Annotated in this window: 15 protein-coding genes; 3 read left to right on the top strand and 12 right to left on the bottom strand. The window is 43.8% G+C overall.

The genetic code is table 11. The features are described 5' to 3' along the window. Positions 1–43: 43 nt before the first annotated feature. From PSF11_RS13035 to ltnD, 7 genes are read right to left on the bottom strand one after another with little or no spacing between them, the layout of a single operon-like run. Positions 44–1,420 carry a GntP family permease gene (locus tag PSF11_RS13035; protein ID WP_004924699.1) on the bottom strand — a complete coding sequence of 459 codons (1,377 nt, stop codon included), beginning with the start codon at positions 1,418–1,420 and terminating at the stop codon, positions 44–46. A gap of 10 nt (positions 1,421–1,430) precedes the next feature. Continuing rightward, a complete protein-coding gene (gene denD / locus PSF11_RS13040; protein WP_072502549.1) occupies positions 1,431–2,390 on the bottom strand; it encodes a D-erythronate dehydrogenase in 960 nt (319 codons plus the stop codon). A 55-nt stretch (positions 2,391–2,445) separates the two neighbouring features. After that, positions 2,446–3,213: a DeoR/GlpR family DNA-binding transcription regulator gene (locus PSF11_RS13045; protein WP_105874153.1), complete on the bottom strand. Its 768-nt coding sequence runs from the start codon at positions 3,211–3,213 to the stop codon at positions 2,446–2,448. Positions 3,214–3,225: 12 nt separating this feature from the next. Further along, complete coding sequence (gene otnI, locus PSF11_RS13050; RefSeq protein WP_004924693.1) at positions 3,226–4,005, bottom strand: 2-oxo-tetronate isomerase; 780 nt, start codon at positions 4,003–4,005, stop codon at positions 3,226–3,228. A 10-nt stretch (positions 4,006–4,015) separates the two neighbouring features. Beyond that, positions 4,016–4,657 (bottom strand): 3-oxo-tetronate 4-phosphate decarboxylase, encoded by a 642-nt coding sequence (otnC, locus tag PSF11_RS13055; protein ID WP_036941979.1) that lies wholly within the window; start codon positions 4,655–4,657, stop codon positions 4,016–4,018. Further along, entirely contained in the window at positions 4,650–5,927 is a 1,278-nt protein-coding gene (gene otnK / locus PSF11_RS13060) for a 3-oxo-tetronate kinase (protein ID WP_072502550.1), read from the bottom strand. The genes otnC and otnK overlap by 8 nt, the downstream gene beginning before the upstream one ends. Beyond that, complete coding sequence (ltnD, locus tag PSF11_RS13065) at positions 5,924–6,832, bottom strand: L-threonate dehydrogenase (RefSeq protein ID WP_004924688.1); 909 nt, start codon at positions 6,830–6,832, stop codon at positions 5,924–5,926. The genes otnK and ltnD overlap by 4 nt, the downstream gene beginning before the upstream one ends. A gap of 396 nt (positions 6,833–7,228) precedes the next feature. Here ltnD and PSF11_RS13070 point away from each other — a divergent pair, with 396 nt between their 5' ends. After that, positions 7,229–7,618: a YidB family protein gene (locus tag PSF11_RS13070; protein WP_004924685.1), complete on the top strand. Its 390-nt coding sequence runs from the start codon at positions 7,229–7,231 to the stop codon at positions 7,616–7,618. Positions 7,619–7,686: 68 nt separating this feature from the next. Here the strand turns inward: PSF11_RS13070 and metE are convergent, their stop codons facing one another. Continuing rightward, the gene (gene metE, locus PSF11_RS13075; RefSeq protein WP_072502551.1) at positions 7,687–9,960 is read right to left on the bottom strand and encodes a 5-methyltetrahydropteroyltriglutamate--homocysteine S-methyltransferase; all 2,274 of its coding nucleotides are present in this window, start codon (positions 9,958–9,960) and stop codon (positions 7,687–7,689) included. 107 nt (positions 9,961–10,067) lie between these two features. On the opposite strand from metE, the gene metR reads away from it, so the two are divergent. Further along, positions 10,068–11,024 carry an HTH-type transcriptional regulator MetR gene (gene metR / locus PSF11_RS13080; protein WP_004924682.1) on the top strand — a complete coding sequence of 319 codons (957 nt, stop codon included), beginning with the start codon at positions 10,068–10,070 and terminating at the stop codon, positions 11,022–11,024. On the opposite strand, the gene PSF11_RS13085 is transcribed toward metR, so the two are convergent. The 3 genes from PSF11_RS13085 to PSF11_RS13095 all read right to left on the bottom strand — a co-directional run bounded on the left by PSF11_RS13085 (position 10,924) and on the right by PSF11_RS13095 (position 15,082). Beyond that, a complete protein-coding gene (locus tag PSF11_RS13085; protein WP_014656864.1) occupies positions 10,924–11,808 on the bottom strand; it encodes a carboxylate/amino acid/amine transporter in 885 nt (294 codons plus the stop codon). The two genes, metR and PSF11_RS13085, sit on opposite strands and share 101 nt — an antisense overlap. Before the next feature lie 17 nt (positions 11,809–11,825). Further along, the gene (locus PSF11_RS13090; protein WP_004924681.1) at positions 11,826–13,475 is read right to left on the bottom strand and encodes a Na+/H+ antiporter; all 1,650 of its coding nucleotides are present in this window, start codon (positions 13,473–13,475) and stop codon (positions 11,826–11,828) included. Between the two features lie 260 nt (positions 13,476–13,735). Continuing rightward, entirely contained in the window at positions 13,736–15,082 is a 1,347-nt protein-coding gene (locus PSF11_RS13095; protein WP_004924678.1) for an NCS2 family permease, read from the bottom strand. A 634-nt stretch (positions 15,083–15,716) separates the two neighbouring features. Between PSF11_RS13095 and PSF11_RS13100 the strand changes: the two genes are divergently transcribed. Continuing rightward, on the top strand, positions 15,717–17,387 hold the full coding sequence (locus PSF11_RS13100; protein WP_072502552.1) for an ArnT family glycosyltransferase: 1,671 nt from the start codon (positions 15,717–15,719) through the stop codon (positions 17,385–17,387). Positions 17,388–17,438: 51 nt separating this feature from the next. On the opposite strand, the gene PSF11_RS13105 is transcribed toward PSF11_RS13100, so the two are convergent. Next, positions 17,439–18,629, bottom strand: a complete 1,191-nt coding sequence (locus tag PSF11_RS13105) for an MFS transporter (protein ID WP_004924464.1) — start codon at positions 18,627–18,629, stop codon at positions 17,439–17,441. Between the last annotated feature and the right edge of the window lie 128 nt (positions 18,630–18,757).

Genomic DNA, 18,757 nt, shown 5'->3' on the forward strand with positions numbered 1-18,757 from the left:
AGGCGCTTTGAATTATTGGCAGAAATAAAAGATAGTTTATCTATCAGAGAACTACATCAAGGATCAGAACGCCTACTAGACCAATGGCCCAAGCTATCGTTGTTGGGATAGACCAAACCATCATCTGTTGTCTAACGTCCTTAATACCCATCATTCGGTTAACAACCCAGTAGAGGCTGTCGTTGAAATAACCAAAGAACAGTGACCCCATTGTCGCAGCTTGAGCCGCAACAAGCAGATTGATATCAGGGATCTGGCTAATAATGGGAGCAGAAATCGATGCCGCTGTGATCATCGCGACGGTGCCCGAACCCTGAATTAAACGTACCAATGTGGCGATAATAAATGGGATCAACACTGGAGTGATTGGTAAACTCGCCACATGCTCCGCTAAAATATTCCCCGTACCACTGTCACGTAAAACCGCACCTAACGCACCACCCGCACCTGTTACCAGTAAGATGATCCCGGCTGACTGTAAGCCTTCTTCCATGCGGTCGATGACTTCTTCTTTCGTCGCTTTTGGCATCAGCGTATAAACGGCAATCAACACACTGATAGACAGAGCGATTATTGGCGCACCAAGGAATTCAAAGGTTTGGAAATACCAATTATTCTCCATCCCTTGAAAGGCGTCGGTTTTTAGCAATAACCCGTTGACCGCATTGATAAAGATCAACAAGATCGGTGTTACGATAGGTAATACAGATAAGAAGAGGCTTGGTAACGGCTTGTTCGCCTTTTCTTCCATATAGCGGTCGTGAATTTCTTTCAGATCTGCGTTGTTGCTTTCATCGGGCATAAACTCAGGGTATTTAACAGCTAACCACTTCGCGTAAAATACGATCCCAATAACGCAAGGGATAGCAAGGGTCATCCCCGTTAAGATCATGGCACCAATATCCACACCGAAGATCCCAGCAACCCCTAAAGGACCCGGAGTCGGCGGCACTGTGTGGTGAGTAACCACTAAGCCACCAGCTAATGCGACACCAAGAGTCAACAGACTACGCTTACCATTTTTCGCTAATGCCTTCGCTAATGGGTAGAGGATCACGAATGCGGAGTCAACGAAAATTGGAATACTGACGATATAACCTGTGATAGCCAGCGCCCATTCTTCGCGTTTTTTCCCTAACCAACGAATAAAGCTATACGCTATTTGTTCAGCGGCACCAGAAACTTCTAGTACCCTTCCCATCATTACCCCGAGACCGATAACAATACCGATACCACCGAGTGTGCTACCAAAACCTTTTGTAATTACAGAGACGGTTTCTGCGGCGGTTAACCCACCTGAGATACCTGCAATAGCTGCTGCAATCAACATGGCAAGTAACGCATGAATACGCGTTCGCAATACCAAGAAGATCAGGACAAATATGGCCACCGCGAGGCCAATAATAGGAATATAGGACATAGCTTATCCCCTATTGCTGTGAGCCGTGGTGAGTGATGAATGAACGAATTGCATCAGCAAACGAACCATCTGCACGGAAACCAAGGCCTAAAGCACGGCTAATATCGAATTTACCCGGCCAACTTGCGACAATACGGTTAATGGCTTCATCCGGCTCAAAACGGATCAGATCAACCGTTTTTTGGCCTGCGACATCACGTAGAGCATCAATCATCCCTTGAACTGTCACAGTGATCCCCGGTAAGTTAACCGTACGAGACAAGCCAAATTGCTCTGCTGAAATGGTTGCAGCATGAATGAAATTACTGACAACCGTTTCTGGACTCGAGAGCCACAACGCAAGTTCAGGTGAAACAGGGCAAACACTCTCAACCCCATTTAATGGCTCACGAATGATGCCACTGGCAAATGAAGAAGCGGCTTTGTTCGGAACGCCAGGGCGCACACTGATTGTTGGTAGGCGTAACACACGTCCATCAACATAGCCTTTACGTGAATAGTCATTAACCATCAATTCGCACATCGCTTTTTGTGCACCATACGATGATTGCGGGTTAACCACACAAAGGTCAGTGATAACGTCAGGTAGTTCACCGCCAAATACTGCTAATGAACTGGTAAAGATAAACTTCATTGCAGGGTTTTTAGCACGAGCCACTTCCAATAATTGGCGAGTCGCTTCGAAATTTACTTTCATGCCTAAATCAAAATCGCTTTCAGCATGACTACTCACAATAGCAGCGAGGTGATAAACGATGTCGGTTTGCGCATCAATCAGCTTATCAGCGGCACCCGGCTGAGTTAAATCTGTTGCAACACAACTCACTCTAGCGTCTTCAATTGGCGATGTAGGGCACTGAATATCCGCTAAAACGAGTTGGTCAAATTTAAAACCCTGGCTGTTTTTAAGTAAAGCAGCGGCTAGCTGCTGACCCAAAAAGCCAGCGCCGCCTGTAATGATAACTTTCATTGTTATTCTCCTTGAATAGCCCTAATTTGAGCTATTCATCATTAGGTAAGATTATTTATGTCTTTATTAAATGAAGTTTTATATTTTGTTCTGTTATCCGCTGCACAGCATCGTTTGGTAGCTGATTATCACAAATAATGTCGTGCAATTGATTTAGTGGGCAAACACGGAACATGCCATATTTACCAAATTTGCTACTGTCAGAAACCAGCACACAGCGCCGAGCAACATCCAGTAATGTTTGTTTTATTTGTACTTTTTCTTCATGAGGCGTGGAAACCCCATGCAGTAAATCCCAAGAGCTAGTGCTAATAAATGCCACATCAACATTTAGGGTTTTCAGCATCATTGCGGCGGTATTGCCAACACACGAATGGTTACGTTTATCCACTTGCCCCCCCGTGTGATACAGATTGAGTTGTGATTTGTTCATCAAATACTGCATGATAGAAAAATCATTAGTCACAATCGTCAAATTAAACCGTTCACCCAGCACACGGGCTATCTCAAATGTCGTTGTTCCCGCATCGAGATAAACCACTTGCCCATCTTCAACGAGCGATGAGGCAAATTTACCTATTTCACGTTTGCTTCGGTGATGTAAACGCGCTTTCTCACTCCAAGGAAGCTCTTGGCGTAACGCATCGTTTAACCGAACACCACCGCTTATTGCAACGACTTTCCCTTCCTCTTCTAGCATGCGGATATCACGTCTTACCGTCATATGCGACACATTCATTAGCTCCACCAAGTCGTTAATCGACACGGTTTGGTACTCATGGACGTAACGGTAAATAAAATCACGACGCTCTGAAGGGATCATAGGCTCTCCTGTTTAAGACTGTGCTTGCTTCAGCCAACCTAAACCGTCTTCGGTACGACCTGCGGGGTGATATTCACATCCAAGCCAACCTTGATATCCCATTTCATCTAATTGTTTGAAAATCCATGGGTAATTGACTTCACCGCTATCAGGCTCATGACGATAAGGAACTGAAGCTATCTGAATATGACTAAATTTACCCCATAAACGCTCAATTGTTTTCAATAAATCACCTTCCATAATTTGGCAGTGATAGAGATCCAATTGAATAAACACATTTTCACGTGCGATCTTTGGTAGCAATGCCTCAGCTTGCTTTTGCGTAGTCAAAAAGTAACCCGGCATATCACGCGTATTGATAGGCTCAATTAATACACGAATGCCATGCTCAGCCATAATATCTGCGGCATATTGAATATTTTTAATAAAACACGCTTGCTGCTGTTCAGGGGTAAATCGGGCATCCAATTTACCTGCCATCGCATGCACCTGCTTACAACCCAACGCTTTGGCATATTTCAGTGCCGTCTGTACGCCTTGTGCGAACTCATCTTCACGACCCGGAATAGATGCCATGCCGCGTTCACCCGCCGCCCAATCGCCCGCTGGCATGTTGAACAGCGCTTGAGTTAAACCATATTTTTCCAACTGTTCAGCTATCGCTTCAGGTTGTTCTTCATAGGGGAAAAGATATTCAACGCCAGTAAAGCCCGCTTGTGCAGCGCGTTCAAAGCGCTGAATAAAAGGAACTTCGTTAAACATCATACTGAGGTTTGCTGCAAATTTAGCCATATCAGGTGCCTCATTTCTTTGGATAACGGCTTTCTAGCTCGTTAACTTGCTCTTCAGTGAGTGTTGTAAAACCTTGCTGGCGTAATGTGATATATAAACGCGCCGTATCTTCCAACTCTTCAGCATTGAAGAAAGCTTGCCTTAAGGTTTTACCGCCAACTACGGGTCCATGATTCGATAGCAGTACTGCGTTATGGTTAGGAGCCAATTTTTCAATTTCTTCACCAATACGGTCATCCCCCGGTGGCAAGTATTGAATTAATGGCAATTTGCCGACTCGCATCACGTAATAAGGCGTGATTGGCGGCAAGCAATTGCTGCTATCAAGCCCTGATAAACACGACAGTGCGGTTAGCCAAGGGGAGTGTAAGTGAACCACCGCTCGGCAATCAGGACGCTGTCGATACATCGCCATATGCATAGAGACTTCTTTAGTGGGCTTATCGCCATCGATCCAGTGCCCTTCTGCATCCAACTTACTTAGTCTTTCAGGATCTAAATCCCCAAAGCTGGAGTTAGTTGGCGTGACGATAATGTTCCCATCCGGAAGTTTGGCACTGATGTTTCCAGCTCCGCCGCTACTATAGCCACGGTTAAACATCGATTTAGCCCAATCAGCCAGCTCTTGGCGTAGTGCCTTTTCTTCACTCATTAAACATCTCCTGTGCGTACTGGAAGAAATTCTCTTGGCCGAAATTACCCGATTTGAGTGCCAACCAGTGACCGCTTGTTAAATCTTGAACCCATGGAACGCCCGGTGCGATTGGCGCACCAATGCTTAATTGCTCGGTTCCTAGGCTTTGAACGACTTTGCCGGATGTTTCGCCACCCGCAATAATAAAGGTGTTATAACCTTGTGCTTGTAAGATTTTTACCACTTCCCCAAACACATTTTCCACTGCGCTACTCGCTATATCTGCCCCATACGTTTCTTGAATTTTTCTCAGAATTTCAGGTGGTTGGGTCGCATATAATAGTGGTGCGAGTCCTGTTAATTTTTGCTCTTGAACCCACGTTGCTAATTGTTGGGCATAGAGAGGGTTATCAATACACTCCCCGACATCCACGACTTTAGCTGGTGCAATTTGTTGGTAGTTTTGCACTTGTTTGTTGGTCATTGCTGAGCAACTGCCAGATAAAATCACGGTCTGACGGCCTTGGCGGCTAGGCGTTTCACCACGGCTACCACCTGCCCCCCATTCACATCCGGTATCCACATTGGCTAATGCCGCCCCAAGTCCAGAGCCACCTGTCAGTAAAGGCATCTCTTTTACCGCTTTGGCGATCGGTAACAAATCATTCATTGTTAATGAATCAACAACGATGTAACTCGCACCTTGCTCGGCTAAGGTTGCTAAACGCTGTTTAATTAGCGTGCTGCCTTGCTGAATATCAGATAATGGGATCAGTCCAGCTTTACCTTCAGATTGCTTTTCCATCACCCTCATCAAGTTAGCATCCGTCATTGGCGTCACGGGGTGATGCTGCATACCACTTTCATTGAGCAGCTGACCATTGACAAATAAATGTCCGTGAACCACGGTTCTGCCATTAATGGGCAGTGCAGGACAAATCAGTGCAACTTGAGTATCAAGCTGCTTCATCAACGCGTCAGTCACTGGGCCAATATTGCCTTTGTCAGTAGAATCAAATGTGGAGCAATATTTAAAGAAAATTTGTTGGCAGTGTGCTTGTTGCTTTAACCAACGACATGCGTTTAACGATGCGTTAATTGCTTCATCTACAGGACAAGAACGGCTTTTTAGGCTGATAACAATCGCATCAACATCGTGTGGTACGACTGTATTGTCATCTGGTTCATTCAGTAATTGAACGACTCGCCAGCCGTTCTGGACCATAAATCCTGCGATGTCGGTTGCACCAGTAAAATCATCGGCAATCACACCTAATTTCACAGTCATACTTTTTTCTCCGGTAAAGCAATGCCTTTGAAAGTTTTGATCACTGCACTGTCATCTTGAAGGCCAAAACCTTCGTTACTTGCAGAGATAAACATTTGATGAGCAGTGGCCGCGATAGGTAATGGGAAGTTCAAGGCTTTCCCTGTTTCCATGACCAACCCTAAGTCTTTCACAAAAATATCAACGGACGATTTGGGCGTATAATCACCATCAAGAACATGCTGCATACGGTTCTCAAACATCCACGAGTTACCCGCTGCATGTGTCACGATGTCATACATCATATTCAGGTCGATACCCGCTTTGGCGGCTAATGCCATGCTTTCGGCAGCAACCGCAATATGAACCCCAGCAAGTAGTTGATGGATGGTTTTTACTGTCGACCCCAACCCCACCTCATCACCGACACGATATAAACGCTCAGCTATCGCCTCAAAAACTTCGTTAAGCTGTTCAAACAAGATCGGAGCGCCAGATGCCATCACCGTTAGTTTGCCTTCTGCCGCTTTCAGCGCGCCGCCTGAAATAGGTGCATCCATCAGTGGTAACTGATATTGCGCCAAACGCTGAGCAATCTGTTTTGTTTGCTCAGCAGATAGCGTACTATGCAACATAATAATAGTGCCTGGCTGCAACTGCTCTACCAGAGGCTTATCGCCACCAAATAGGATTGCCTCGACTTGGCGACCATTGACGACAACTAACAGTAAAGCTTGCAGATGTTGAGCGTACTCCGCCGCATTTTGGCCTACTGCGACAGCACCGGCTTGCTTTAAGGTTTGGCAGGCATCTTGGTTTAGGTCAAAGCCATAGGTAGGAATATTATTTTTTATTAGGGATTTAGCGATCCCCATACCCATTGAGCCTAAGCCAATAACACCGACGTTCTTAACGAAATTTCCCATAACAACCCCTGATGTTGTTAATCTTTGTTATTGATGTGAATTCTCACATAACAAAATTCACAAACACATGATGGATATCACATTATGAATAATATAAAAAATCACCAATATTATTTTAATTTATTGTTTTTAATGCATTTTTAATTTTTGGTAATTAACAAAACAATTCACATCGCAATGTGATAAAAAATGTGATGAGAGCGTGGTTTATACCTATCAAGTGTAAAAAATAAAACTTTTCCGCTTTTCCGTTCAGTTAAATCGCAATAGCATCATTTTTGATTGACGCCTCGCTGAAATTGACCAAAATAGCCGATTACTTAATTTTTAGGGATCCTTTAACGCACTGAACACGCTGTTGAAGCCCACAATTTGAGAAATAATGAGGAGTATTAAATGGGTTTGTTCGATCAACTGATCACCATGGTTGCCGGTGATAAAATGAGCCAGTTTCAATCCGTAATTGAATGGATTGATAAACAAGGTGGGTTAGCAGGGGTTGTTGATAAATTTAACCAACAAGGCTTAGGTGACATTATTCAATCATGGATCAGTAACTCTGAGAACCTACCTGTGAGCGTTAACCAATTAATTCAAGTTTTTGGTAACTTAGATATCCAACAATTAGCTCAAAAAGTGGGTATTGACCCGCAAGAAACGACAGAATTGATCGCCAAATATCTCCCAAAACTCGTTAATCAAGCTACACCAGAAGGTGTTCTGCCAGAACACGTTGATTTGTCTGCAGTTGGCATGAATATGCTGAAAGAAAAGTTGTTTGGTTAATACTGCCTCATCAAAGCAAAAGTGGTAGGTTAACCAACATGCTAACCTACCACTCACCAATATTTAGCTTAGTATTCGCTTCTTAACCTTTTAGCAGCTTCCACCATGTTAGCCAATGATTGACGTGTCTCTGTCCAACCACGGGTTTTCAAGCCACAGTCAGGGTTCACCCACAGACGTTCAACCGGAACACGTTTAGCAGCTTTTCTCAGTAGCGCCACAATCCACTCAACATTTGGCACGTTTGGTGAGTGAATATCATATACACCTGGGCCAATTTCATTGGGATAATGGAAGTCTTCGAAAGCATCCAACAATTCCATGTCAGAGCGCGAAGTCTCAATCGTGATCACATCAGCATCCAGCGCAGCAATCGAATCCATGATGTCATTGAACTCGCAATAACACATATGGGTGTGGATCTGAGTGTCATCATCGGCAATTGCCGCACTGAGTTTAAATGCTTCTACTGCCCAATTTAAATATTCAGCCCACTCATTCTTACGTAATGGCAAGCCTTCGCGAAGTGCAGGCTCATCGATTTGAATAATGCCAATCCCCGCTTTTTGTAGATCATCCACTTCATCGCGTAGCGCCAAAGCAATTTGTTTGGCAATTGTTTCACGACTAATGTCTTCACGCGGGAATGACCAACATAGGATAGTCACAGGCCCCGTTAACATCCCTTTGACTGGCTTTTCAGTCAGCGATTGTGCGTATTTCGCCCACTCTACCGTGATAGCTTCTGGTCGGCTAATATCTCCAATAATGACGGGAGGTTTCACACAGCGCGAACCATAGCTTTGTACCCAGCCATTTTGTGTAAAGACATAACCGTCAAAATGCTCACCAAAGTATTCAACCATGTCGTTACGTTCGGCTTCACCATGCACTAACACATCAATATCAAGCAGTTCTTGCTCTTTAATCGCCTGCTTAATGTGTTCACTGATACTGGTACGATAGTGCGTTTTATCTAAGTTACCTTTTTTGAAATCAAGGCGCAGTGTTCTAATTTCACTCGTTTGTGGGAACGAACCAATTGTTGTGGTTGGCCATAATGGCAAATTAAAGCGTTCACGTTGACGTTGAGCGCGTATTTCATATGGGCTATTACGTTCAGCATCCCCTTTACGGATCCCTTGCAAACGCTGATTGACCGCCGCATTATTGACACGAGTTGATGTCTTACGAGCACGAACCGGAGCGCTGTATTGTTCTAATCCAGCAAGATGCTCTGCCGTTGGCTCATTTAACGCTTGGCTTAGTAATGCTAATTCCGCACATTTTTGTAGCGCAAAAGCAAACCAACTTTTCACTTCTTCATCTAAGCGAGTCTCATCGTTGAGATCGATAGGGCTATGGAGTAGTGAACACGATGAGCCGACCCACAAATTACGTTGGCCTAACAACGGCTTAATACGTGCAAACTTTTCACCTAAATCAGCTTTCCATACGTTACGACCATTGATAATGCCTAATGAGAGCACCCAATCTTGTGGTAGCGCTTGGTGTAATTTTTCGATGTCATCTTGCCCAGCGACAACATCAACATGCAATCCCTGTACTGGTAGCTGTTTAATCAGATCCAGATGGTGACTGATGCCATCAAAATAGGTTGTCAGCAACAGTTTGGTTTTCCCAGCTAACGCTTGATAAGCCGTTTGATACGCCTGCTGCCACTCTGTTGGTAAATCTAACACCAGTGCTGGCTCATCAATTTGTACCCACTCAATTCCTTTTTGCGCCAAACGTGCAAGAATTTCTTGATAGACAGGTAGCAGATCATTCAATAATGATAAACGATCGAATGATTCACCTTTTACTTTGCCTAACCATAGGTAAGTCAACGGACCAATTACAACAGGTTTGATAGTATGGCCTAGTGCTAACGCTTCATCGACTTCATCAAACAGTTGTGTCCATGATAAGCTGAATTTCTGCCCTTTTTGGAACTCAGGTACGATGTAGTGGTAATTGGTATTAAACCACTTAGTCATCTCGCCTGCCGCTGCTGGCTTTCCTGTTGGCGCGCGGCCACGAGCCACTCTAAATAGTGTATCTAAATCAATTGAGCCATCTTCGTTTTGATGACGTGGAGGTACATTCCCCAGCAATAAGCTCGTCGTTAATACTTGGTCATACCAAGCAAAATCACCGACCGGTAATAGTTGCACACCGGCATCTTTTTGTTGTTGCCAGTGACGAGCACGTAATTCACGACCCGTTGCTAAAAGCGCTGCTTGGTCAATTTTTCCAGCCCAATAATCTTCTTGTGCGCGTTTTAGCTCCCTTTTCAGACCGACACGAGGAAATCCAAGTGTATGATTTATAACAGACATATTGACCCCTTAAATTTTTAGCCGTCTAGATGTTTACACATCTATAATCAACAGGTACTGTATAAAGCACAAGCGCAAATTATTCATTGTCATCTTGAAGGTTTCTCATGATCGAATTAAAACATCTAAAAACATTGCATGCGCTCAGCCAACATGGCTCATTGGCAGCGGCTGCAACTTACCTGCACCAGACTCAGTCAGCATTGTCACATCAATTTAGTGACTTAGAACATCGTTTGGGCTTTAAGCTATTTATTCGTAAAAGCCAGCCATTACGATTTACACCGCAAGGGGAAGTGCTATTGCAACTGGCACACCAAGTATTACCAATGGTGAAAGATGCTATTCGTATTTGTAATGAACCGGGCGTGTCGACGCTACGTATCGCTATCGAATGCCATAGCTGCATTCAATGGCTAACACCTGCATTACAGCAATTTAGGCAAACATGGCCGCAAGTTTCAGTGGATTTTAAATCGGGAGTGACTTTTGACCCGCAGCCCGAATTACTTTCACGAGAGCTGGATATTGTACTGACTTCAGATATCTTGGCTGATAAAGAGATCCACTACACGCCGCTGTTTGATTATGAAGTAAAATTAATTGTGGCTAATGATCACCCTTTAGCAAAAAAACCGATTATCGAGCCTCATGATCTCGCCGATGAGACCTTACTAATTTACCCAGTACAACGTCATCGCTTTGATGTTTGGCGCCATTTCTTACAGCCAGCTGGGGTTTCACCAAAGGTGAAAGCCGTTGATAATACATTGATTTTAATACAGATGGTGGCAGCTAAAATGGGGATCGCCGCATTACCACATTGGGCGGTGGATTCGTTTGAAAAACAAGGGTTAATTAGTATAAAAACATTAGGGAGTGGTTTGTGGAGCCGGTTGTACGCTGCATGCCGTGAAGGAGAGCAACGCCAACCCGCTATTGAAGCTTTTACCAAAACGGCCACTAATCATGCCGTTGAGAATCTGTCTTACGTGAAACCGGTGAAAGTATCCAACGCCTATGTACCCACAGAGACGCGACAATCAGGCTCGCTCCAATGGTAAAACTCAACCAATCTGGATGCTGTTGCCAGATGGCAAAATTAACCAGTAGCCCCGCTGGAACCATCATATTATTCATGATAGCAAGGGTTCCGGCGTCTACTTTTGTGGCGCCATAATTCCACATAAAGTAACCGATGCCAGAAGCCACAACACCTAACCACAGTAAAACCCACCATTGAACATGTGTGGTTGGCACTAGCGATTTATCCCCAAATAGCCCCCATCCGAACAGTGCGACCAGCGTTGCACCGATATAAAACCATGAAAAAGCTTGATGCTGAGGGATAGGATATATTTCCATCAAACGCTTATATCCCACCTGACCGACAGCAAAGAAGATATTAGCTAATTGCACAAATATCAGACCTACCCAGAAAGATTCACTAAGATGGTCATAACGAATGATGGCTGCACCAATAACGGCAAGTAGCGAGCTAAACAAATAGCCCATCCGTAAACGTTGGCGCTCCAATAGATCATAAATGAGCGTCACATACAGAGGGGTGAGTACCGTAAATAACAAAAATTCCGCGACGGTGAGATGGCGATACGCTTGGAACACAAAGAAATACATAATACCGAGTTGGCATGCACCAACAATCATGTACAGCACAATCACTTTGAATCCCAGCCCTCGCCAACGTAAAAATGGCAAGAAGACCAATGCCGCTAAAGAAACACGTATTAGGACGGATAGCCAGCTATCCACTTGCCCAGCGAGATATTCACCAATAAGACTAAAAGACGCTGCCCAAAGCAGCGTCGTAATCACAAGTAACCACATTATTGTATTGTTCTCAATTAATGCTCTTTTTCAATCAATACAGCTTCCAACAAATCGAGATCCGTCAGTAAGGATTGCAGCGTTTCATTGCTAATTTTACGCGTTGCACGCAGGTGATATAACTCACCACGTTCAGCACGTAATGCGGTTAGCCTAAAGCGCCGCTCTAAATCTTCAATCTGTAAGTTATGTTCGATTTCATCTTGGCTAGCGGTACGTCGGCGCAAATGCCCCGTAACCCTTGAAGCCACTTCACTAATATCCTCTGGGTCTAATTTTTCATCAACATCCGCCGATAAACGCTCTTCCATCTTGTTTAAACTCACAATGGCGACTTCAGCCATTGCGGCTTTCGCCATACGAATTTCGTTAATATCCGCTTCTTTATCACCGACTTTAAAGTTGCGCAGCAACAGCGGTAACGCGATGACGCCCGCGAATATTGAGAATAAAATCACCCCTGCCGCAATAAAGACTAATTGATAACGCGCTGGGAAAGGTGAACCATCACTTAAAAAGAGGGGTACTGAAAGCACACCGGCTAAGGTAATCGCCCCACGAACTCCCGCAAAAGAAGCTAGCCACAGCTCACGTACCGTATAGTTAGCAAATTGCAGTGGCCTTTTTTTCAGGAACAGGCGGCTAAACCTTTTCATGAGCCATAACCAACAAAAACGCAAAATTAGCAAGGCAAAGTAGATAATGGCGACTGCCGCAAACAACATCCACGTTTCTACGCTAGGATCCAGTTCCGCTTGCAGTACTGATGTTTCCCAAATCCCCGGCAATTGTAAGCCAAGCATGATAAACACCAAACCGTTAAATACGAATTCTAACATTGACCATACGCTGTCAGCACGCAGTCTCATCGCTAATGGCGCATTACGGATCACCCCAGATTTGGTGATTGTCATCCCCGCAGCCACCGCAGCCAAAATGCCTGAGAAACCGATATGCTCCGCAATCATATAAGAGGCAAAAGGCAGCAATAACATAAAGACAATTTGGGTTGCAGGATCATCGCCACTCCAGCGACTCATTAAGCGCAATGACTTGCTGTAAACCCAAGTCACAATGATACCGGATAGCAAACCACCTATCGCCACTTTAAAAAATTCAATCGTGACACCAGACACTGAGAACATCATGGTTTCCATTGCAATCGCAACCGCAAATTTTAATGCAACCAGACCTGAAGCGTCATTCATCAATGCTTCGCCTTCCAACACGCTCATCATACGCTTAGGTATACGACCTTTACCGACAATCGAAGAGAGCGCTACCGCATCCGTTGGCGAAAGGACAGCAGCAAGTGCAAATGCAGCAATCAAAGGAATACCCGGCATTAACCAGTAAATGAGATAACCGATACCCACAACGGTTACCAATACCAGTACTAATACTAGGATGAAAATCTCACGACCATTTTGGAAAAATTCACGTGTTGGCGTTTTCCAGCCATCAACGAATAGCAATGGCGGGATCAATAGAACCATAAAGAGTTCAGGGTCAAACGTGACATGTAATCCAAACTGAGGCCATGCAAGCAATGCACCAATCGCGATTTGAATTAAGGGTAATGGAACGCGAACAGGGATGACTTTTGTCACCACACCTGAAACAGAAACTGCCAAAATTAAGATGAGAATAGTAAAGAAAATTTCCATGTTGCCCTTACTGATTAACGAAATGAACCAAACCCAAATATGACCCGTCGCAGCAGAATATTAGGTAGCTCGTCAGGCCATGAAATTTTTCAGTAAAGCCAGCAACTCGTGAAAACCCGCGGATTTCACATGTTTCACCGCCTTTTGTCTATTCTATCCTTAACTAACTACTAGGCGGGAAAATAATTCAAACTTTAAGATTAATCGCGATAATACATTAGGGGGCAGCCGATGCGCCAGCCCCCACAGAACAACGAATCTTAAATCGCTAAATCAGCAGCATAAAATGCCACTAATAGAACAGCAATAACCACGGTTCCAATATTCAGCTTACGCCACTCACCTGCAAAGATACGTCCAATCACCAATGCGGCGAAACCTAACATAATGCCAGTAACAATGTTACAGGTCAGAACAATAAACACAGCACATAATAAACCGGACATCGAATCGACAAAGTCATCAAAGTTCAGTTTAGAAACATTACTCAACATCAACAGACCGACATACATCAAAGCCGGCGCCGTCGCATACGCAGGTACTAAATAAGACAAGGGGGATAAAAATAGAATCAATAAGAACAACAGGCCAACGACCACCGCAGTAAGCCCCGTACGACCACCAGCAGCAGTACCAGCAGCAGATTCGATATAAACCGCAGCAGGAGAAGCCCCAATCGCTCCAGCAAAGATACTGCTTACCGAGTCCGCAGTTAATGCTTTACCACCATTAATAATTTGCCCATCTTTATCCAGCAAGTTAGCTTGACCAGCAACCGCACGGATGGTTCCTGTCGCATCAAAGACTGCGGTCATGACCAATGCTAATAAGCTTGGTAACACGATAGGTTGCAAGGCTCCCATAATGTCCATGCTCATGATCAGTGATAAACCATCTTCACCTAATGAAGGAAGCTTAAAGAAACCTTGGTACTTAACGGCAGGGTCAAAAATTAACCCTATGATTGAAATAGCAATAATCACCAACAGAACACCACCGGGCACGCGACGCTTCTCTAAGCCAAAAATAACCGCTAAACCCGCTAATGCCATTAATACAGGGAAAGAGGTAAAATCGCCAAGTGCAACAGGTAGCCCTTCATTTGGGTTTTTAACGACCAGCCCGACACCATTTGCGGCTATCAGTAATAAAAATAACCCAATACCAATCCCAGTACCGTGCGCAATCCCCATAGGCATATTACGCAGGATCCAGCTACGAATTCCTGTCACCGAAATAATAGTAAACAGGCACCCCATAAGAAACACGGCCCCTAAAGCAACAGGGATACTGATTTTCTGGCCTAACACCAAGCTAAAAGCCGTAAATGCGGTAAGTGAAATCGCACAACCAATCGCCATTGGCAGGTTAGCCCACAGCCCCATCAATAGTGAGCCAAAACCCGCCACTAAACAGGTCGCAATAAAGACAGCTGTAGGAGGGAACCCTGCCTGCCCTAACATTCCCGGAACGACAATGACGGAATACACCATCGCCAAAAATGTCGTTAACCCTGCAATAATTTCACGGCGAACCGAAGAGCCACGCGCAGAAATTTTAAAATATTTATCCAATTTGCAATTGGTTGAAGCCTGTTGGCCAGACATGGAAATACCCCTGCTAAATATGACAAAAAGCGCCTAATCTCACTGACGAAAACGATTACGTTTTTAGAAAAAACTGATTGAGCGAGTGATTTACTCACTCCCCACTCTCACGCAATCGTTTGGCTTTAACAATAGAGATGGCAGACTATGAAGCGGGCAATTATCAATCGAAATCGACGTATTGATCAAGTGTTTTCAAGTTACATGGGGCAATCGCACACAACAAAGCAAACTTAACATAAATTTTTAGATTTTATCCCTAGCGCAGTGAGGAGGTTTTACCGAATTTGGCATCCTTACTATCCGACTTATTAGCCCTCTCTATTGTGAATGGATTTTCTTTTCGTTTAGCTACAGTTAATAAATATTTTGTTAGAGTTAAGTGTTGCTTCGCTAAATAATAGTGAGGGGTATTAGCGAGAGGATGACAAATAACTTATTTTTTAAATCGCATTTATTACATAGAATATAATGCTGCAAAAATATAATCTGACAACGAGAATTTAAATAAAAATCAACTTTAATTTCATCATGTTAACAATTTTTATGTGTAAACATTAATTATATTTGATCTCGTTAAAATTAAATATCACATAAAATTATTAATTACTGACATATATTCACTGCAAGAACAATGCAAAAAAAATTAACACCTAATCAAAAGTCATTAATTTTATTTATTGGCTTTCTCGCCATCTATCTTTTACCTGGTATTTACGGGCACACTCCGTGGAAGCAAGATGAAAACTATAGCTTTGGTATTATCCAAACTATGTTCGAAACAGGTAATTGGCTCGTACCAACGAATGCTGGCGAACCGTTTATGGAGAAGCCACCACTGTACTATTGGGTCGCCACCATCAGTGCCCATTTGCTATCTGGCTTTATGCCGCTTTATGATGCGGCGCGCAGTGCGACATTGTTATTTTCAGTGATTAACTTTTCATTTTTTATTCTACTTGCTCGCCGAGCCTTCAATACAGACCATATTAGTGATAAACGCATTTGGATTGCATTCGCACTCTACCTTTGCGCCCCCGGCATTTTAAGGCATAGCCATGATATGTTTACGGATGTTGCACTCATTACAGGTGCTACTATCGGTTTGTACGGCATTCTTGGGCTAATACGCCAAGAAAAGGTTGCGATGTCCGCATTATGGCTAATGTTTGGCACAGTGATCACCATGCTATCAAAAGGGGTGTTTATTCCGGGTGTGTTATGGTTAAGCTTACTGCTAGCCCCGATTTTTCTACCACACTGCCGCCAAAAGCTTTTTTGGCTACCTGCAATCATCGCCGGTCTCGCTGCTCTTATCTTGATTTTACCTTGGCCTATTTTACTCTATCGCCAACATCCCGATCTGTTTATGACTTGGTTTTGGGAAAATAATATCGGTCGTTTTCTAGGCTTCTCTGTTGAAAAATTAGGTGCCAAAGCGAACTTAACACGTGTTCCAGCATCCGTACTGCTATTTGCACTGCCAGCAGGCATACTGGCTACCCTCTATTTTATTAGAAATCCGTTAAAACGATTACGTAGCCGTAACGAGTACTTAGTCACCATTTTCCCGCTACTTGGGATTGTATTTTTACAAATTTCAGCAACAGGTAGAGCGCTCTATTTGCTCCCTTTCATCGCCCCACTTGCAATCTTAGGGACCCAAACCGTGCTTGCGCTTCCTGAAAAAGTGCTACGCGGTTTCTCATGCTTTGCGGCTACGCTATGGTCACTACTTATTATTTTCCTGTGGGTTTGCTATTTTATCGCCCTTTCGGGTCAGACGCAGGTGTGGCTTACACCTTTTAGTAAATGGCTACCGATGAGTTACCAAATGCCATTTTCGATAGTTGCTTTGCTAGTCGCGACAATCCTCACCGCCATCTGGTTTTTACGCGGAGCGTTATTGAGCCGACAGATTACCTTACGTGCCATGCAAAACTGGACGCTAGGCATGTGTATCGTATGGGGGATCACATTCAGCTTATTTTTAGGCTGGATAGACTATACCAAAGGGTTTAAAGATGTCTTTGTCGATTTAGAACAACATCTAAAAGGCCATTATCATACCAATGACTGTATGGCATCCGATAATATCGGTGAATCCGAAGCCCCTATGCTGTACTACTACACAAAGATCTTACATCAACGGCAAGATCGCTTTGAAAAACCAGAGCAGTGCCGCTGGTTAATTGTGTTATCAAAACAGATCAAGCCAGCTCCCGCAGGTATGACGCTATTTTGGAGCAACCACCGCCCCGATGAATTCACCGAAAACTTAGTTGTTTATAAAAGCATTGAGTAGAGAAATGAAAAATCTGTGCCAGTTTATCACCACTGGCACACTATTTTTTAGTTAAGCTTGTTGCGTGCTTTGGGCGCTATATTTTTCACGCGTAAACCACAAAAACGCTGTAGCAATAAAAATGAGTAATACGGGTAACCCCGCCAGCGAAAGAGATGTCGCGACGCCAGCTAATAACGGCCCGGACAAATTACCAATTCCCCATAACATAGCCGCAGCGGCATTCGCAATAATTAGGTCATTGCCTTTAAAATATTGACCAATTTGCACAAGCGCAATGGTGTAAATAGCACCGGCTGTTGCCCCCAAAACAAATAACAAGACCCAAATTAAATAATGGTGAGTTATCAAGAAAGGTAATAAACAACTCGCTCCTAATGTGACAACGCCGCAAATCCGATACAGTTTTTCACGGTTCATATGGTCCGCTAACCATCCAAATGGCATTTGCATCACCGCATCCCCCGCTAAAATTGCACTGATCATCATCGCGGCAATCGCCTCAGTATGCCCCATTCCCATACCATAAATAGGGAACATCGATAAAATCGTGCCATCAAAAAAGGCAAAAAATAGAATACCAGCACAAATGCCCGGAGCGACTTTAACAAACTGAATAATTGAAAAACGTGATTCACTGGCTGTCGCGGAAATACGGTCACCCACCTTTTGTTCCATAATTAAAAATAGTGCTATAGATATCAGGTGAAGTAAGGTGCAAATCAATAATGGAGATTTATCTTCTACGCCATAGTAAGCAATAAAAGAGGGGCCGAGTAGTTGGCTCACGGTAAAAACGGTGGTGTAGATGGCGAGGATACGGCCTCGCTTGCTTTCTGGGCTAAGTTCATTAATCCATGTTTCCCCTAAACAAATCAGTACACCGCTGGCTAACCCTGTAATCAAACGTAATGGAAAGAGCAGCCACAATGGTAACGAACTCAGTAACGGTAGCAAACTTATTGCAGAAATAATGGTTGCGATAAGCATTGCTTGTCGTTTCCCACACCAACGAACAATCCGTTGCACCATAGGGGCAATTAAAAACATCCCTAAAGCAGGTGCAGCTGAAATAATGCCAATATAGAGTTCGCTAACACCATAGTTATTTAATCGCAAAGCGACCATTGGGATACTTAAACCAATAACGATACCAATGACAGCAATACTGGTTGTAATGGTAAAAATAGCGAACGAAGGGGTACGACGAAAATGCTGTAAACGCTGATTATCAGAGCTCATTTTGATATTAATCTGCTTTCATTAATGAAAGCTTCCATTTTAAATTCTATTTATTAACGTTAAACACAATATAAAAACCCTTCATCATCTGGAATTACCGAAGATGACGAAAGGTAATTGTATCATGC

Source organism: Providencia sp. PROV119 (assembly GCF_028482435.1).
GTDB lineage: Bacteria > Pseudomonadota > Gammaproteobacteria > Enterobacterales > Enterobacteriaceae > Providencia > Providencia stuartii.

Excerpts from the sequence above, each read along its gene's own strand:
- PSF11_RS13045 (WP_105874153.1), bottom strand. The coding sequence starts at position 3,213 with ATGATCCCTTCAGAGCGTCGTGATTTTATTTACCGTTACGTCCATGAG.
- metE (WP_072502551.1), bottom strand. The coding sequence starts at position 9,960 with ATGTCTGTTATAAATCATACACTTGGATTTCCTCGTGTCGGTCTGAAA.
- otnI (WP_004924693.1), bottom strand. The coding sequence starts at position 4,005 with ATGGCTAAATTTGCAGCAAACCTCAGTATGATGTTTAACGAAGTTCCT.
- denD (WP_072502549.1), bottom strand. The coding sequence starts at position 2,390 with ATGAAAGTTATCATTACAGGCGGCGCTGGCTTTTTGGGTCAGCAGCTA.
- otnK (WP_072502550.1), bottom strand. The coding sequence starts at position 5,927 with ATGACTGTGAAATTAGGTGTGATTGCCGATGATTTTACTGGTGCAACC.
- metR (WP_004924682.1), top strand. The coding sequence starts at position 10,068 with ATGATCGAATTAAAACATCTAAAAACATTGCATGCGCTCAGCCAACAT.
- PSF11_RS13035 (WP_004924699.1), bottom strand. The coding sequence starts at position 1,420 with ATGTCCTATATTCCTATTATTGGCCTCGCGGTGGCCATATTTGTCCTG.
- PSF11_RS13100 (WP_072502552.1), top strand. The coding sequence starts at position 15,717 with ATGCAAAAAAAATTAACACCTAATCAAAAGTCATTAATTTTATTTATT.
- otnC (WP_036941979.1), bottom strand. The coding sequence starts at position 4,657 with ATGAGTGAAGAAAAGGCACTACGCCAAGAGCTGGCTGATTGGGCTAAA.
- PSF11_RS13095 (WP_004924678.1), bottom strand. The coding sequence starts at position 15,082 with ATGTCTGGCCAACAGGCTTCAACCAATTGCAAATTGGATAAATATTTT.
- PSF11_RS13105 (WP_004924464.1), bottom strand. The coding sequence starts at position 18,629 with ATGAGCTCTGATAATCAGCGTTTACAGCATTTTCGTCGTACCCCTTCG.
- PSF11_RS13085 (WP_014656864.1), bottom strand. The coding sequence starts at position 11,808 with ATGTGGTTACTTGTGATTACGACGCTGCTTTGGGCAGCGTCTTTTAGT.
- ltnD (WP_004924688.1), bottom strand. The coding sequence starts at position 6,832 with ATGGGAAATTTCGTTAAGAACGTCGGTGTTATTGGCTTAGGCTCAATG.
- PSF11_RS13090 (WP_004924681.1), bottom strand. The coding sequence starts at position 13,475 with ATGGAAATTTTCTTTACTATTCTCATCTTAATTTTGGCAGTTTCTGTT.
- PSF11_RS13070 (WP_004924685.1), top strand. The coding sequence starts at position 7,229 with ATGGGTTTGTTCGATCAACTGATCACCATGGTTGCCGGTGATAAAATG.